General features: G+C 59.5%; 17 protein-coding genes and 1 tRNA gene. 7 read left to right on the forward strand and 11 right to left on the reverse strand.

Annotated elements, in window-relative coordinates; genetic code table 11:
- Positions 1-2,160 carry a protein-disulfide reductase DsbD family protein gene (locus AAID99_RS12505; RefSeq protein ID WP_498494038.1) on the forward strand — a complete coding sequence of 720 codons (2,160 nt, stop codon included), beginning with the start codon at positions 1-3 and terminating at the stop codon, positions 2,158-2,160.
- Between the two features lie 75 nt (positions 2,161-2,235).
- Positions 2,236-2,631, forward strand: coding sequence for a hypothetical protein (locus AAID99_RS12510; RefSeq protein ID WP_498494039.1), 396 nt, complete (start codon positions 2,236-2,238; stop codon positions 2,629-2,631).
- Positions 2,632-2,668: 37 nt separating this feature from the next.
- Here AAID99_RS12510 and AAID99_RS12515 read toward each other — a convergent pair whose 3' ends face one another.
- Together AAID99_RS12515 and AAID99_RS12520 are read right to left on the reverse strand one after the other, a co-directional pair.
- Complete coding sequence (locus AAID99_RS12515; protein ID WP_188427419.1) at positions 2,669-2,872, reverse strand: hypothetical protein; 204 nt, start codon at positions 2,870-2,872, stop codon at positions 2,669-2,671.
- 110 nt (positions 2,873-2,982) lie between these two features.
- A complete protein-coding gene (locus AAID99_RS12520; protein ID WP_498494040.1) occupies positions 2,983-3,921 on the reverse strand; it encodes an AraC family transcriptional regulator in 939 nt (312 codons plus the stop codon).
- A 132-nt stretch (positions 3,922-4,053) separates the two neighbouring features.
- Here AAID99_RS12520 and AAID99_RS12525 point away from each other — a divergent pair, with 132 nt between their 5' ends.
- A complete protein-coding gene (locus tag AAID99_RS12525; protein WP_188427421.1) occupies positions 4,054-4,281 on the forward strand; it encodes a hypothetical protein in 228 nt (75 codons plus the stop codon).
- A 92-nt stretch (positions 4,282-4,373) separates the two neighbouring features.
- A complete protein-coding gene (locus tag AAID99_RS12530) occupies positions 4,374-5,105 on the forward strand; it encodes an SDR family NAD(P)-dependent oxidoreductase (protein WP_188427422.1) in 732 nt (243 codons plus the stop codon).
- Positions 5,106-5,208: 103 nt separating this feature from the next.
- Here the strand turns inward: AAID99_RS12530 and AAID99_RS12535 are convergent, their stop codons facing one another.
- The 8 genes from AAID99_RS12535 to hisG all read right to left on the reverse strand — a co-directional run bounded on the left by AAID99_RS12535 (position 5,209) and on the right by hisG (position 10,113).
- Positions 5,209-5,769: a hypothetical protein gene (locus AAID99_RS12535; protein ID WP_498494041.1), complete on the reverse strand. Its 561-nt coding sequence runs from the start codon at positions 5,767-5,769 to the stop codon at positions 5,209-5,211.
- Positions 5,760-5,835, reverse strand: a tRNA-Phe gene (locus AAID99_RS12540). The genes AAID99_RS12535 and AAID99_RS12540 overlap by 10 nt, the downstream gene beginning before the upstream one ends.
- Positions 5,836-5,863: 28 nt before the next feature.
- Positions 5,864-6,049 (reverse strand): DNA gyrase inhibitor YacG, encoded by a 186-nt coding sequence (locus tag AAID99_RS12545; RefSeq protein WP_188427424.1) that lies wholly within the window; start codon positions 6,047-6,049, stop codon positions 5,864-5,866.
- A complete protein-coding gene (locus AAID99_RS12550) occupies positions 6,046-7,122 on the reverse strand; it encodes a ribonuclease E/G (protein WP_188427425.1) in 1,077 nt (358 codons plus the stop codon). The genes AAID99_RS12545 and AAID99_RS12550 overlap by 4 nt, the downstream gene beginning before the upstream one ends.
- Positions 7,119-7,727 (reverse strand): Maf family protein, encoded by a 609-nt coding sequence (locus AAID99_RS12555; RefSeq protein WP_188427426.1) that lies wholly within the window; start codon positions 7,725-7,727, stop codon positions 7,119-7,121. The genes AAID99_RS12550 and AAID99_RS12555 overlap by 4 nt, the downstream gene beginning before the upstream one ends.
- A 10-nt stretch (positions 7,728-7,737) precedes the next feature.
- On the reverse strand, positions 7,738-7,956 hold the full coding sequence (gene infA, locus AAID99_RS12560; protein WP_023979930.1) for a translation initiation factor IF-1: 219 nt from the start codon (positions 7,954-7,956) through the stop codon (positions 7,738-7,740).
- Between the two features lie 145 nt (positions 7,957-8,101).
- Positions 8,102-9,409, reverse strand: a complete 1,308-nt coding sequence (hisD, locus tag AAID99_RS12565; protein WP_188427427.1) for a histidinol dehydrogenase — start codon at positions 9,407-9,409, stop codon at positions 8,102-8,104.
- Positions 9,406-10,113, reverse strand: a complete 708-nt coding sequence (hisG, locus tag AAID99_RS12570) for an ATP phosphoribosyltransferase (protein ID WP_188427428.1) — start codon at positions 10,111-10,113, stop codon at positions 9,406-9,408. The genes hisD and hisG overlap by 4 nt, the downstream gene beginning before the upstream one ends.
- A 197-nt stretch (positions 10,114-10,310) precedes the next feature.
- On the opposite strand from hisG, the gene AAID99_RS12575 reads away from it, so the two are divergent.
- Both AAID99_RS12575 and AAID99_RS12580 read left to right on the forward strand, forming a co-directional pair.
- Complete coding sequence (locus AAID99_RS12575) at positions 10,311-11,180, forward strand: aldo/keto reductase (protein ID WP_498494043.1); 870 nt, start codon at positions 10,311-10,313, stop codon at positions 11,178-11,180.
- Positions 11,181-11,243: 63 nt separating this feature from the next.
- A complete protein-coding gene (locus AAID99_RS12580) occupies positions 11,244-11,708 on the forward strand; it encodes a hypothetical protein (RefSeq protein ID WP_229719908.1) in 465 nt (154 codons plus the stop codon).
- Positions 11,709-12,124: 416 nt separating this feature from the next.
- Here the strand turns inward: AAID99_RS12580 and AAID99_RS12585 are convergent, their stop codons facing one another.
- Positions 12,125-13,624, reverse strand: coding sequence for a replicative DNA helicase (locus tag AAID99_RS12585; protein ID WP_188427430.1), 1,500 nt, complete (start codon positions 13,622-13,624; stop codon positions 12,125-12,127).
- A gap of 125 nt (positions 13,625-13,749) precedes the next feature.
- Here AAID99_RS12585 and AAID99_RS12590 point away from each other — a divergent pair, with 125 nt between their 5' ends.
- Positions 13,750-14,463, forward strand: a complete 714-nt coding sequence (locus AAID99_RS12590) for an MgtC/SapB family protein (RefSeq protein WP_498494044.1) — start codon at positions 13,750-13,752, stop codon at positions 14,461-14,463.
- Positions 14,464-14,491: the final 28 nt, after the last annotated feature.

Below are 14,491 nucleotides of genomic sequence, written 5' to 3' on the forward strand. Positions count from 1 at the left end.
ATGACCTCTATGGCGCGTCCTTGGGGCGGTCGGCAATTCTCTTCCAACGATGCGATCGGTCTGATGCTGCGCAAGCTGTCTTTTCTTGTCCTGTCTCTCCCTGTGTTCCTGTTTGCCCTGGGCAACGCACCTGCTTCTGCCGCAGAGAGCCAGCCTGTCATTTCCTCTCATGACACCGCTACACTGGTAACCGATCGTGATGCGGTCGCCGCCGGCGACACCCTGCATGTCGGTTTGCGTCTGCAGCTCAAACCCGGCTGGCATACCTACTGGCTCAATGCCGGTGATGCCGGTGAGCCGCCAACGCTCAAGGTGACGGCAAGCGGCGCCATGACGGGGCAGAGCGAGACGATTAATTTCCCCACGCCTGTCCGTATCAGTGAAGGCGGGCTGATGTCCTACGCCTATACGGGCGATGTGCTTCTGCCCCAGGCGCTGAAGCTCGAAGGGCAGGCAGGGGGCGTTACGCTCAAGGCTCACGCTGAATGGCTGGTCTGCGCGGCCACCTGTGTGCCCGAACAAGGCGATTTCACCCTTGATCTGCCTGCTGGCAAGGCTGTGGCGAACAGTTCTGCCGAAGGGCCATTATTCGTTCATGCAGCTCAGGCGAGTCCTGTGCCATCACCTTTTGCGGCCTCCCTCGCACCGGACGGCCTGCTGAGCCTCAGTGGCAAGGGCCTTTCTTCGGCCAGCATCGACAGGGCGTGGTTCATGCCCTCTGAGACCGGGATCATCGATCAGGTTGCGTCGCAGAAGCTGGGCGTAAGCGAGGGCGGATTGACCCTCAAGCTCAACTGGATCGATGCAGCGCACAAGCCGACGGGTCTGTCCGGGATCGTCGTGCTTCAGGACAAGGCCGGTCAGCAGACGGCGCTCTGGATCAAGACCAGCCAGATGGCAGTGGCACAATCCGCTCCCGCAGGGCCAGCCCCGGCCGAGGCGGCATTGTGGCGTATGCTTGTTTTCGCGTTTCTGGGTGGGCTCATCCTCAATCTGATGCCCTGCGTTTTTCCCGTTCTGGCCATGAAGGCGTTCTCGCTCGCCCGTCTGGGGGGTAGTCATCGCCATGAACAGATCAGGAGTGCTCTGGCTTATACGACCGGGGTGATGGGCAGCTTCGCCGCTCTGGGCGTGGCCATGATCGTGCTGCGCAGTGTCGGCTCCGCTGCCGGTTGGGGTTTTCAGTTCCAGTCACCGATTTTCGTGATCGGCGTCGCCTGGCTGCTGGTCATGATGGCGCTCAACCTTCTGGGTGTTTTCGAGGTGACGCTGGGGCGTATCGGCCAGGATGTCACGCCGCGCCATGGTGTCTGGGGTGACATGCTGACGGGGCTTCTGGCCGTGATCGTGGCGACGCCCTGCACGGCGCCTTTCATGGGGGCCGCCATTGCAGCTGCGCTGAGCGGACCGGCCTGGGCAGGACTCGCGCTGTTTCTGGCCATGGGGTTCGGTCTGGCCTCGCCCTATGTTGCGATTGCCACCATTCCTTTCCTCGCAAGGCATATGCCGAAACCGGGTGCCTGGATGGCGGTGCTGAAGCAGGCTCTGGCCTTCCCGCTTCTTGGCACGGCTGTCTGGCTTTTCTGGGTGGCCTGTGTGCAGCGTGGGGCGATGATCCTGCCTGTAGGTCTTGGCGGTGCGGTAGGGCTGGGGCTTGTGGCCTGGCTGTTCGGCACGACCCAGCGTCAGGCCATGATCAAGGGCGCCACACCGGGCGTGATTTTTGGTCGTGTTGTGGCTGTGGTGGTTCTGGTTCTGGCCGGGATCAGCCTGGCGCGTATCGATAACGGTGTTGCCGCCAATGCGCCTGTCGAGGCAAAGGCTGAGACAGGAGCCGTGGCGTATTCGCCCGAGCGCCTTGCCGCGTTGCGTGAGGAGGGCAAGCCGGTTTTCATCGACATGACGGCGGCGTGGTGCATCACCTGCATGGTCAATGAGCGCGTGGCCCTTCAATCTGCGCCTGTGCAGAAGGCCTTTGAGGCTCAGGGCATCACTTATATGAAGGGTGACTGGACCAATCGCGATGAATCCATCAGTGCCTATCTGCGGGCGCATGGGCGCGATGGCGTGCCCCTCTATGTCTATTATGCTCCCCATAAGGAGGGCGTCGTCCTGCCGCAGATCCTGACCGTTTCAGGCGTGCTCGACGCGATCAAGTAAAGCAGCAGTTCTCACGCAGAACTGTCCGGCCTAGGTGCTGACCTGCTCGTCTCTTCCTATTAAAGAAGGGGACTGATGAGCGGGAAGGGCGCAATTGGCATGATAAGAAAAACACGATCGCTTTCGAAGCTGCTCGATATCGCGATTCTGATCATCCTATTCTATATTCTCGTCCGCTATACAATTACGGCGCTCGTTCTGGCGTTCAATGGCACAATCTATCTCTTTGGCCTGTTATGGCATGAGATCTCTTTTCAGCCTGCTTCGAGATATCTCCAGATCAGCTATGGCATTGCAGTCAAGCTGCTCTGGCGAGAGTTTTTCAGCATGTCCTGTCTTGTGCTGATTTGCCTGCTGCTTTTCAGACGCTGTTTTGTAGGGGACACTTTCTCGCTCAGACGACTGATTGGTTCGAAAAAAGCCAGAGTCGCAAAAGCCCCATGCGATAACCTCCCGGATACGCAGGACTAAGTTTCTTTTTCTGCCGTCGGTATGCCTCAGCAGCAGATCAGAGATGCGAGGCGCCCATACCTGAGCCCATATACATATGGCCATGAGGCTTGTGGTCTGAGGGCGGGGCGTCTTTCGAGGGCGCGCTGCCAGTCGAGGCTACAGGGCGTAGCAGGGCGGCGCGGCTGTCATCCTGCGGCGGGTGTGGATGCGAACAGGCGGTCAGGGTCAGAATCGCGCCGCAAAGGGACAGAATACGCATAACGATACCTCGGTCTTTTTCCGATCAGCCTGCGCTCAAAACACGGTTCAGCCAAGAAGCGGGGGCGAATGATCGTGTAACGCAATGCATCATGACGGGGAGCGGGCGTTTCAGATCCAGACATCCTCGTTCAGCTCGCGATAGCGCTCCACGCCGATGGTACGAATGCGTTTGACGTCCTGATGCGGGGGCAGGCCGAAAATCGTCTTGTATTCGCGGGTGAACTGCGAGGGGCTTTCATAACCCACGGCAAATCCGGCATCGGCGGCCAGCCTGTCTTCGCTCAGCATCAGGCGGCGTGCTTCCTGCAGGCGCAGGCGTTTGCGATATTGCACAGGCGAGATGCCCGTAACCTCCTGAAACTTGCGGTAGAAGGTCGACTGGCTCATTCCGGCAAGGCGCAGCAGATGCGCCATGTCAGTCTCTTCCATGAAATGCGCACGCAAAAATGCCAGAGCGCGGTTGATGCGTGAGGCATCGCTTTTCTGATCGGCAATTTCGTGCAGCACATGACGCTGGTCGCCTTGCAGCGCCCGATAGATCATTTCACGCTTGAGCATGGGCGCAAGAAACTCCCGGTCCTGCTCGTTATCAAGAGCGTGGAGTAGACGGCGCAGCACGTCCAGCAGATCAGGAGTGACCGGGCTCAGGCCCAGGCTGGCGCGCAGCGGTGTTTTCAGCCCCGGATCGGCATGGGTTTGCGTGATAATCTCGGCAATTTCAGCGGGATCGAAGGCAATGCAGGCGGCAAGATAGGGCTCATCAGGCGAGACGCGGGTGATGCGGCCCGACAGCGGAAGATCGACTGTCGCGACCAGATAGTGATTCTGATCGTAATCGAAGCTGCGTTTATGGATGCGTATGGTCTTGGCACCCTGGATGATCAGGTAGATGCGCGGCTGATAGACCACAAGGAGCGGGTCAGTGGTCGTGTCGGAGTGATAGAGCGTCAGATAGTCGATAGCGGTCTTCGTGCTCTTGCGCGGGCAGTGAAGACGAACGAGCGCCTGAACCTCTCTGAGTTGCGCAGTCGTATCCTGATTTATCATGGCCCAATCATCACATTGTGGGAAAAAAAGGCAAGTTTTTCGGAATCCTGAGATAACGCAGGCGGCTCGTGTCTGCGCATTCTGCGCCTGTCCGAAAGGGACAGGTGTTTTACCCCCGAACAGGAGCCAGTCATGCAGAACCATATCCTCGCACCCCGCACCGGCAATGTCGCACAGACGTACCGGACTACGGCGTGCCGGAAGGATATCCGGCTTCTGTATCGTGCCTGGCGTGAGCAGATCAGCAGACTCGAGCGACGCCAGATTCGTCTGTCTGCAACTCAGAAACGAGAGATGCTCAAGGATTTCTGCCGCAATGTCAGGGCGCTGGATCGCTCCTGTCGCCTGTTGCAGGCCTGAGCGATGCTCGAATTCATCCTGGTGACGGACGCTCTCAGATATCTCGGGCTGAACGCCTTTCTTGCCATTTTTCAGAACAGGGAAACAAAGTGATGACTGCAAAAATTGCTATCGTGACCGGTGCCAGCCGCGGCATCGGCGCTGGTATTGCCCGCCAGCTGGCCAGCGAAGGCTATGATATTGCTTTCTCCTATCCGCGTGATGCAGCCAGTGCGCAGGATACGATCAGGCAAGTTGAGGCGCTTGGTCGTCGTGTTCTGGCCGTGAATGCCGATGGCAGCACGGTTGAGGGGAATGAGAAGGTCATTGCGGAAACAATTCGCGTTTTTGGTCGTCTCGATGTGCTGGTGTGCAATGCGGGCATGTATCCCAAGGGCACGATTGACGACATCACGCCCGAAATCATCGAAGCCGGGCTCAATCTCAATGTGCGCGGCCCGATGATCGAAACGATGTGTGCCGTCAGGCATATGCAGCGCGGTGGCCGTATCGTTCTTATGGGCTCGTCATTCGGTGGACGTGCGCCACTGCCGGGTCTGTCGCTCTATTCCAGCACCAAGGCGGCGCTGCGCGGCTTTGCCCAGGGTGTGGCGCGCGATCTCGGCGATCGTGGCATCACCATCAATGTTGTCGAGCCGGGACCTGTGAATACCGCCATGAATCCGTCGGATACTGAAGCCGCAAAAGTACTCGCAGGCTTTGTTGCGACCGGCGCCTATGGCGAGATTGCAGACATCGTCAATGTCGTGTCGTTCCTGGTCAATGAGCGTTCAAGCTATATTACCGGGTCTGCCCTCGCGGTCGATGGCGGTCTGCTGGCCTGAGTTGAGCAGGCTCTTCCCGGCTCATATTGGAGGGCGGCAAGAGCTTCTTATTGTCGCATAACGTTATCGCGTAATGGTGCTGTTCCAATTCTCTCTTTCTGCCTTAAAAAGCGAAATAGACTGAATAAGGAACAAGAATATGGACGCTGTATTGATGGGACTGAAACAGGCATTTCAATTTCAGGGACGTACTTCCAGAGCCGATTACGCTATCTTTATCATTGCCTGCTGGCTGTTTATGCCTGCCTGTACACGCGTTTCTGATTATGCTACGCATCTCCTGGATGATCAGGATGCTCACGCCCAGATCATCCAGCTCGGCCTGACAGCCGCCTATTTGCTCATCAGTCTTTTTGTTCTGATAGCAACGATCTCTGCCAGTGTTAGACGCTGCCATGATTGCGGTTGGTCTGGCTGGGCAGCGCTCCTTTCGCTCATTCCCTTTATCGGCATCGCGGTCCTTTTTTTCATGAAAGGTGACCCAGATGAGAACCGCTTCGGGAAGATCGGTTTCATGCCCTGGGCGAACTGAGCGACGACCGTTTTCTCGACAGAGCACGTTCCAGGTCCATCCGATCTGGAATGTCGAAATGCGTCTACCTGCAGGATATCTTGCACTTGGCAGAAGCAGAAATAAGTTTTTCAGGAAGAAAATGGTGCCCAAGACCGGGATCGAACCAGTGACACTGCGATTTTCAGTCGCATGCTCTACCAACTGAGCTACTTGGGCACCGTCACCAAACGGTGTGAGAGGGGGTTTACTCTAACCCGTCATGCTGATCAAGCGGGGGGAAGACGTTTTTTTCCTCTTCGTCTTCCGACACGGATGGCACGCTGTAACTCTCATTGAACCAGCGTCCCAGATCAATATCGGCACAACGCTTGCTGCAGAACGGGCGAAACGCCGTCTCGGTGGGGCGCTTGCAGATGGGGCAGAGGCTCATGGTGCAAAACTCCAATAGGCATCCGGGTAATCGGGCATCATCGTAAGGGTCAGAGAGGCGCCCCAGCATAGCGCAAACTGCGCCAGCGCCTCCGGATCGGCCTCCAGAGCCCGCACGACGCCCAGAGAAGCGCGCAGCACCGGGGTGCCACCAGCTTTCCTGCCGCTTCTGTCACGCAGGATCTGCCTTAGCGCCGAGAGGCCGCGCCCGCCGGGACTGGCAAGCGCTTCGTGCAGAGGCGCGCGCCCCCTGACACGCACGACTTCCAGCAGGCCGAGTGAAGTGGCGCCGAGCATCTTGGGTTGCATCGGGTCATCTGCGAAGGCGGCGGCCAGAAAGCTCCCAAGCGCCGGTCGCTTGCGAAGAGGAACCCCTGCCGGGTCGATCAGAATGGCCCCGCTCAGATTGCGCAAAGATATCTCACGCGCCAAAGCCGGGAAGGCGTTGCGATTGGCGGTAAAGCCATCCATCTGGCGGCGCTGATCGGGAGAGGGATCATCCAGATCGATCGCTGTCAGGGCCGGGGTCGGGGTGATGGTGGCGCGCAGTCCGTTCGGCAGCGTGGCCTGTGGTGTGGCCAGCTCATCGCAGTAGGCCTCGAGCACGGCGTCGAAAGCCTGGGGAACACGTTCGATACGTGGCTTCAGTGCTGCCGGTATCTGCGCCATGAGCGCCGGATCGTCACAGCATAAAGAAAGATCGGGATAGCGGGCGGCAATGTCTTCAAGTGGCGTCGGGCCGTACGCGACAAGTCGGGGGGTGTCGCCCTCAGGCGCCTTGCCGGAAACGGGCTTGAGGCGCAGTCCCTTACCGTTCTGGGCGCTGCGGGTCACACGAGCGGCTGTCAGAGCGCCTTCCTGATGGGTGCCAGTCAGAAAGCCTGTGCTGTGATCGGCCAGAGTGACAAACGCGCCACCAAGCGCAGGGGCTGCTTTCTGCACCCTGACCAGATGCGTGTCGCCATAGCCATCGGGCATGCCAGGGCGCCAGAGGGCGAAATCGATCAGGTCATCGCCATCGCAAACGGCAATGCGTGCCTCGCCCGGTGACCAGGCGATACGGCACTCTTTCATGCCAGAAAGCGGAAGGACTGGCCGCGCAGCATCTGGGCGGTTTCGAAAAGGGGCAGGCCGATCACGGCGGAGGGGCTACCCCCGACATAGCGTATGACCGACGCTGCCGCGCCCTGAAGCGCATAGCCACCTGCCTTGCCCTGCCAGTCGCCCTGATCGAGCAGGGCGGTAATCTGGCCTTTGGTCAGGCGGGAAAAGGTCACGTCGGTTTCGACCAGACGTTCCACAATGCGTCCTTCTGCCCAGGCGGCACTCGGCATGACGCAGACTGCGGTCAGTACGGTATGGCGCCGCCCCGAGAGCAGGCGCAGGCAGCGTTCTGCCGTCGCGCGATCTTCGGCTTTGGGCAGGATGCGCCGACCCACCGCAACGAGCGTGTCGGCGGCAAGGATCAGGCCTGGCCCTGTCGTGCGGGCGGCAACCGCTTCGGCTTTGGCGCGGGCCAGACGGGCCACGCACAGGCGTGGTGTCTCGTTCTGGCGCGGCGATTCATCCAGATCGGCAGCGTCGATGCGGTCGGGGACGAGACCGATCTGGCGGAGAAGATCGACCCGCCGGGGCGATGCCGAGGCGAGGATCAGCTCCGGCCTTGTGCCGTCCGTCATGAAAACGCTCTTACTTGAAACGGAAGGTGATGCGGCCCTTGGACAGGTCGTACGGCGTCATTTCAACATTGACGCGGTCACCGGCCAGAACGCGGATGCGGTTCTTGCGCATTTTGCCGCTGGTATGGGCGAGAATGGTGTGTTCGTTGTCGAGGGTCACGCGGAACATGGCATTGGGGAGCAGCTCGGTAACGGTGCCGCTGAATTCGATCATGTCTTCTTTTGACATTGGGGTCCTTATGGGGATTGAAGCTGAAACAGGCCAGAAAAAGGGGCTGTGCCAGCCCCGGCAGTAAAAATTCTGCCGCGTATGTGCTGGCTGTAGGCCGTTACGTCAAGTTTCTTGGTTATTTGCCGGGGTGAAAAAGGCCCTATCAGCCCTGATTCCACCCAAGCGCGTCGAGTCGGGCCGAGAGGCTGAGCGCATGAGCCCCCAACCCTTCGGCGCGGGCAAGCGCAACACCAGCAGGGCCGACCGCGCGCAAGCCATTGGCATCGGCGGCGATAGATGTCGTGCGCTTGAGGAAGTCGAAAACCGACAGGCCCGAGGCAAAACGCGCCGTGCGGCTGGTCGGCAGCACATGGTTCGGGCCGCCCACATAATCGCCTACGGCCTCGGGGCAGTTGCGCCCGAGGAACATGGCGCCTGCATGGCGGATCTGCGTTGCAAACCCTTCCGGGTCGTCGAGCATCACTTCCAGATGCTCGGAGGCAAAGCGATTGGCGATCTGCGCGGCCTCTGCCCAGTCGCGCACGATCACCACCGCGCCGTGATCGGCCCATGATTTACCGGCGATGGCGGCGCGCGGCAGGGTCAGCAGTTCGTTTTCGAGCGCCTCGACCACGGTCTGGGCGAAGGCGGCATCATCGGTGATCAGTACGGCCTGGGCGAGTTCGTCATGTTCGGCCTGAGCCAGCAGATCGAGCGCGACAAAGCGCGGCTCGTTGCGGTTATCAGCGACGATGACCACTTCTGAAGGGCCTGCAATCGAGTCGATGCCGACATGGCCGAAGACCTGACGCTTGGCCTCTGCCACATAGGCATTGCCCGGCCCGACGATACGATCGACCGGCGGTATGGTAGCGGTGCCGTAAGCGAGCGCAGCCACGGCCTGAGCCCCGCCGATACGATAGATCTCGCTCACCCCGCAGACACGGGCTGCCGCAAGCACCAGGGGGTTGAGCACACCATCGGGGCAGGGCACGCACATGGCGATGCGCTCGACACCGGCCACACGGGCGGGCAGGGCATTCATCAGAACAGATGAAGGATAGGCGGCCTTGCCGCCGGGCACGTACAGCCCGACCGCATCAAGCGATGTCCAGCGCATGCCAAGCGTCAGACCGGCATCATCCGTATAGGAGAGGTCAGACGGCATCTGTGCCCGATGAAAGGACTCGATGCGCGTGGCGGCGAGGGTCAGTGCCTCCATCAGTTCTGCATCGACCTTGTCCGCCTCCTGGGCGATCTCGGCTTCGGAAATACGGATGGTTTCCGGCGTGAGGGCCAGCCGGTCAAAGCGCGCGGTGTAATCGCAAAGTGCCATGTCGCCCTGGGTGCGTATGGCGGCGATAATGTCGCGAACCGGGGTGCTGACGCTGGTCTCGACCGCGCTGCGATCGGCCAGAAGACTGCTGAGGCGGGTCTCGAAATCCGTGTCGCTGCTCTGGAGCCATTTCATGCGGCATTCTCCTGCAGGGCGTTGCGAAAGCGCTCGATCAGGGCACGAATGGCATCGGGTCGGGTCTTCAGGGCAACGCGATTGACGATGAGGCGGCTCGTGACATGGGCGATGACATCGGTTTCGCGCAGACCATTGGCCTTGAGTGTCGAGCCGGTATCGACCAGATCGACAATGACGCTTGCCATATCGAGTGTCGGCGCCAGCTCCATCGCGCCATGCAGATGCACGATCTCGGCATTGACGCCTTTGGCGGCAAAATGGCGGCGCGTGATGGTGGGATATTTGGTCGCCACCCGGATATGCGAGCTGGCGGCATTGGTGTCATGCGTGCCCATACCGACAGGCTGGGCAAGGGAAATACGGCAGCCGCCGATACCCAGATCGAGCGGGGCATAGATATCAGGGTAGTCGAACTCCATCAGCACATCGGCACCGCAAACGCCAATCTGCGCGCCCCCATGGGCCACGAAGGTCGCAACGTCGAAAGAGCGCACACGCACCACATCGACATTGGGGTCGAGCGTCGGAAAGCGCAGGCTGCGTGTCCCTTCACCGATGGCACTGCCATCTTTGAAAAGTCCGGTGCGTTCCAGCACGGGGCCGAGCGCCTTGAGAATACGGCCTTTCGGCAACGCCAGAATGAGGGGCGCATCCGTGGGGTCGGACGGGGTGTGAGACTGGGTTTCTGCTGCAGCGATCATGACACCTCGTTCCTAACACAGAGTCTCACGGTCAAGAACCGGGCGAGCGAAGAGTTTTTGCCCCATGGACCTTAGTCTCGCGTCTCTTTGTTCACGCGTTGATGACCGGTTTTCGGTTTCGTGTTGCAACCCGGCGTAGATCGGGCCGCTAGACTACTGAAAAATATCGCTCTCAAAGCGACAGCAAGGAGATCTTCATGTCTCGTACCGATTCTTCCGCAGGGCTTTCTTCTGCAACCCTGCGCGCCGATGGCGAGCAGGTGCATCTGACGCTCAATGACGGCACGCGCATCCCTCAATTCGGGCTTGGTGTCTACAAGACCCCCGCTGATGAAACGGCGGAGATCGTGCGTTATGCGGCCAAGGCAGGCTATCAGATGATCGATACGGCCGCATTTTACGGCAATGAGAGTGGCGTCGGTGACGCGCTGCAGGATTTCCCCGATCTTTATGCTGTGACCAAGCTCTGGGCGAATGATCTTGGCTACGACAATGCCATGCGCGCCTTTGATGAGAGCGCCCGCAAGCTGCGTCGCGATGTGGTCGATCTCTATCTGCTTCATTGGCCCATGCCGAAAACGGGCCTCGCAGTCGAAAGCTGGAAGGCACTGATCAAACTCAAGAATGACGGGCGTATCCGGTCGATCGGCGTGTGCAATTTCCAGCCAGAGCATCTGACCCAACTGATCGAGGAAACCGGGGTCAAGCCGGTGCTCAACCAGATCGAGCTGCACCCCTCGTTCCAACAGAAGGAAGTGCGCGCATTTAACGAGTCGCTCGATATCCGCACCGAGGCCTGGAGTCCTCTTGCACGCGGTGCCGGGTTCGATGGCGAGATCATTACCAGCATCGCCAAGAAGCACGGCAAGACGCCGGGGCAGGTCACATTGCGCTGGCATCTCGAACTCGGTAATATTGTCATCCCGAAATCGGTTCATCCGAAGCGGATCGATGAAAATCTCGACGTTTTCGATTTCCGCCTGGACGAGGACGATATGAAGCGCATCGAAACGCTTGATCGCGCTGATGGCCGCACGGGCCCCAACCCTTATACGGCTTCGTTCTGACAGTAACCGGGCATCATGAAAAGTGACGCCCTTTTGTGCTTTTTCAGGTATAGAACTGATTCTATGCCTGAAAACAGAAATAATAAGAAAGCGCTGTTTTATTCACTGTTATGCCTTTTGGTATCGCAGGGGCATTGTTTTGCTGCCGAGGCCGGGTATTTCGTCCCGCCACCCCGGTCGCACGGATCTCCTGCCGAACCCGGCAAGCGCAGCCTTCTGACCCAAGCTCCGCTTTTGCCCCACGGCTCAGGGCTTGATCTGAGCATTTCGGCCAAAGCCCCGCCCAAGACCTTTTTCGCGCCTTCCATGCAGTCTGTGCTGCGGCGATACGGCCCGATATCGGTCGAGCAGAACCAGTCATCGCCCATCGCGATGGAGCACGGCATTACCACCACCTTTGCCCTGCCCGTTGCCGGTATTCCCGGCCTCGATCTCACGGCCAATTTTTTTGCAGGTCATCGCGACACCCGCCTCGGCGCGCCACCGGGTTCAGCGGCCGTGACCGGTGGAATCCGATGGCGCTGGTAATGATCGGGCCCCTAATATTTATAGTGGTGCGTGAACTGTTAAGTATCGTTGACGATAGCGTAATCTGGTGTGCCGACACTGTTGCATCGTGGCTTATTGATCTGGTTGTGGGAGCCAAACTCGCGTTCTTGCGAAAAAACGAAACAGGACAACACGTGCTGGTGGTCTGTTAGTAATTTCCGCCGCACGGGTCGATTTATTGCAGTAATTATAGAGAATTATCTGCCAATAATGGGCGCCTATTGAAAAGAATCATATTCGCATACGGCGATGGCTTGTGCGGGCGGAACGCGCTTGGCGAGTACGGTCCATGCAAGACGCCCTGCACCCATTGGCGCCGCTCGCCCGCCGATCTTTCAGAGATCTGTGCGGACAGAACGGAACGACCGGCATGTCTGCTATGGCGCCGGCCTCGATCACACGTCGTGGACGGTATCCAGATCGCCGAAGCGGGTGAATTCGCCTTCGAAGAAAAGCGAGATGGTACCAGTCGGTCCATGACGCTGTTTTTCCAGAATCAGCTCGGCCTTGTTGTGCACGAGCGCCATCTTGCGCTGCCACTCTTCCATGGCGACCTGATATTTATCCATGCTTTCATAGGCGCTGTCTTTGGGCATGCGCTGTTGCAGATAATACTCGTCGCGATAGACGAACATCACGGCGTCAGCGTCCTGCTCGATCGAGCCGGATTCACGCAGATCCGAGAGCATCGGGCGTTTGTCCTCGCGCGATTCCACCTGACGTGAGAGCTGCGACAGCGCGATGACCGGTACCGAAAGCTCTTTCGCAATCGCCTTGAGCCCCTGCGTGATCATCGAGATTTCAAGCACGCGGCTTTCCGGTTTGGTGCCGATGGCGGGGCGCATGAGCTGGAGATAATCGACCACCACAAGGCTCAGCCCCTTTGTGCGCGCCAGACGGCGGCAGCGTGTTCGCATGGCCGAAAGCGAGATGGCTGGCGTGTCGTCGATATGCAGCGGCAGTTCTGACAATTCGCGAGAGACGCGCACGAAGCGGTCGAATTCGCGCTGGCCGATATCGCCCCGTCGGATCTTTTCGCCCGAGACTTCAGATTGTTCTGACAGAATACGCGTGGCGAGCTGCTCGGCCGACATTTCGAGCGAGAAGATTGCCACGGCGCCGCGTGGCTTCGTTCCCTTGTCTTCCGCCTCGCGCATCAAGGCCTGGGCAGCCGAGAAGGCGACCTTGGTGGCCAGAGCCGTCTTGCCCATGGCTGGACGGCCTGCAAGGATCAGAAGATCGGAAGGATGCAGACCACCGGTTTTCTTGTCGAAGTCGCGCAGACCCGAGGTAAGGCCGCTGACATCGCCCGTGCGCTGGAAAGCCTGTTCTGCCACCTGGAGCGCGCCTGTCAGGGCGCGTTCGAAGCTGACGAATCCGCCATCCTGTCCCTTGTCGGTGGCGAGTTTGAACAGGGTTTCCTCGGCGGCGGCAATCTGGTCGCCACCTTCCAGATCGGCACGGGCGCCATAGGCGTTATTGACGACCGTCTCACCGATTTCGATCAGCTGGCGCCTGATCCATGCATCATGAATGGCGCGGCCATAATCGCCGGCATTGACGATGCCCACCATGGCCATGAGCAACTGGCCCAGATATTGCGGACCGCCGACTTCATCCAGCAGGCCGGAATGTTCGAACTCGGCGCGCATGGTGATGGGGTCAGCCAGCATGCCACGGTCGATACGCCGGGCGATCGCCTCAAAAATGCGCCCGTGCAGCGGGTCGGCAAAATGCGCGGCGACCAGAAAGTCGGAAACGCGCTCATAGGCCTTGTTATTGGTCAGAAGCGCGCCCAGCAGGGCGCGTTCGGCCTCAGGGTTGGCCGGGGGCGAGCGGCGCAGCAGCGCGGTAAGGCCATCATCGGCCGCGGAAGGTCTGGATGTATCGGTCATAGTCACAGCGTCCCTCTATCATGGGCGCGGGCGATTCGAGCAAGCCAAGAGGCTGTCGCACTTGTCATGAGTGAGCGATACTCCGCTTCGTGTCCGCAAGGGCGTTGTTTCGAGGGGAGGCTGTCATGCAGGCGGCGGGTCTGTTTGCACATATTCCGGGTGAGGGGCTGCTCCAGCTTCAGGAGCTCGGGCTGGCGTTTTTTCTGTCTGCACTGGTCGGGCTCGAGCGCGAATGCCGACAGAAAGCGGCAGGTTTTCGTACCTATACGCTTGTTGGCGTGTCTGCCGCCCTTTTCATGCTCATCTCGAAATACGGCTTTGATGACGTGCTGGTGCCGGGCCGTGTCGAAGTCGACCCTTCCCGTGTGGCGGCACAGATTGTCTCGGGTCTCGGCTTCATCGGCGGCGGCGTCATTTTCATGCGACGTGACACCGTGCGCGGCCTGACGACTGCCGCTTCAGTGTGGCTCACGGCTGCCATTGGCATGGCCTGCGGTGCGGGCATGACCATCGTTGCCCTGCTGACAACACTTGGTTATCTGGTGATCATGTTTCTCACCCCTGGCTGGCTGTTGCGCATGCCGCGCGCGCCACGTCACGGGTTCAAGATAAGCGTACGGGGCGACCCGGACGTCGATTTTGCCGAGACCGTTGCCACTACCCTGACCGGGCTGGGTTTCACGCTGGGTCATGTCTCGCAGGAGAGACAGGGCGAAACGCTTCTGCTCACCATCCATGTGCACGGCATGAAAAAACCCGATGAGGTCATCACGCCTTTGATGCGCATCCCCGGCGTTCAGGCAGCCTGGAGCGAAAAGCCCGACGAATCTCTGGACTGAACCCTGACCATTCTGACGCTTGGTACAA

The organism is Asaia sp. Ae19-3, assembly GCF_059801175.1.

Excerpts from the sequence above, each read along its gene's own strand:
- AAID99_RS12510 (WP_498494039.1), top strand. The coding sequence starts at position 2,236 with ATGAGCGGGAAGGGCGCAATTGGCATGATAAGAAAAACACGATCGCTT.
- AAID99_RS12550 (WP_188427425.1), bottom strand. The coding sequence starts at position 7,122 with ATGAAAGAGTGCCGTATCGCCTGGTCACCGGGCGAGGCACGCATTGCC.
- AAID99_RS12505 (WP_498494038.1), top strand. The coding sequence starts at position 1 with ATGACCTCTATGGCGCGTCCTTGGGGCGGTCGGCAATTCTCTTCCAAC.
- infA (WP_023979930.1), bottom strand. The coding sequence starts at position 7,956 with ATGTCAAAAGAAGACATGATCGAATTCAGCGGCACCGTTACCGAGCTG.
- AAID99_RS12545 (WP_188427424.1), bottom strand. The coding sequence starts at position 6,049 with ATGAGCCTCTGCCCCATCTGCAAGCGCCCCACCGAGACGGCGTTTCGC.
- AAID99_RS12515 (WP_188427419.1), bottom strand. The coding sequence starts at position 2,872 with ATGCGTATTCTGTCCCTTTGCGGCGCGATTCTGACCCTGACCGCCTGT.
- AAID99_RS12590 (WP_498494044.1), top strand. The coding sequence starts at position 13,750 with ATGCAGGCGGCGGGTCTGTTTGCACATATTCCGGGTGAGGGGCTGCTC.
- AAID99_RS12530 (WP_188427422.1), top strand. The coding sequence starts at position 4,374 with ATGACTGCAAAAATTGCTATCGTGACCGGTGCCAGCCGCGGCATCGGC.
- AAID99_RS12580 (WP_229719908.1), top strand. The coding sequence starts at position 11,244 with ATGCCTGAAAACAGAAATAATAAGAAAGCGCTGTTTTATTCACTGTTA.
- AAID99_RS12520 (WP_498494040.1), bottom strand. The coding sequence starts at position 3,921 with ATGATAAATCAGGATACGACTGCGCAACTCAGAGAGGTTCAGGCGCTC.
- AAID99_RS12585 (WP_188427430.1), bottom strand. The coding sequence starts at position 13,624 with ATGACCGATACATCCAGACCTTCCGCGGCCGATGATGGCCTTACCGCG.
- AAID99_RS12525 (WP_188427421.1), top strand. The coding sequence starts at position 4,054 with ATGCAGAACCATATCCTCGCACCCCGCACCGGCAATGTCGCACAGACG.
- AAID99_RS12575 (WP_498494043.1), top strand. The coding sequence starts at position 10,311 with ATGTCTCGTACCGATTCTTCCGCAGGGCTTTCTTCTGCAACCCTGCGC.
- AAID99_RS12555 (WP_188427426.1), bottom strand. The coding sequence starts at position 7,727 with ATGACGGACGGCACAAGGCCGGAGCTGATCCTCGCCTCGGCATCGCCC.
- hisG (WP_188427428.1), bottom strand. The coding sequence starts at position 10,113 with ATGATCGCTGCAGCAGAAACCCAGTCTCACACCCCGTCCGACCCCACG.
- hisD (WP_188427427.1), bottom strand. The coding sequence starts at position 9,409 with ATGAAATGGCTCCAGAGCAGCGACACGGATTTCGAGACCCGCCTCAGC.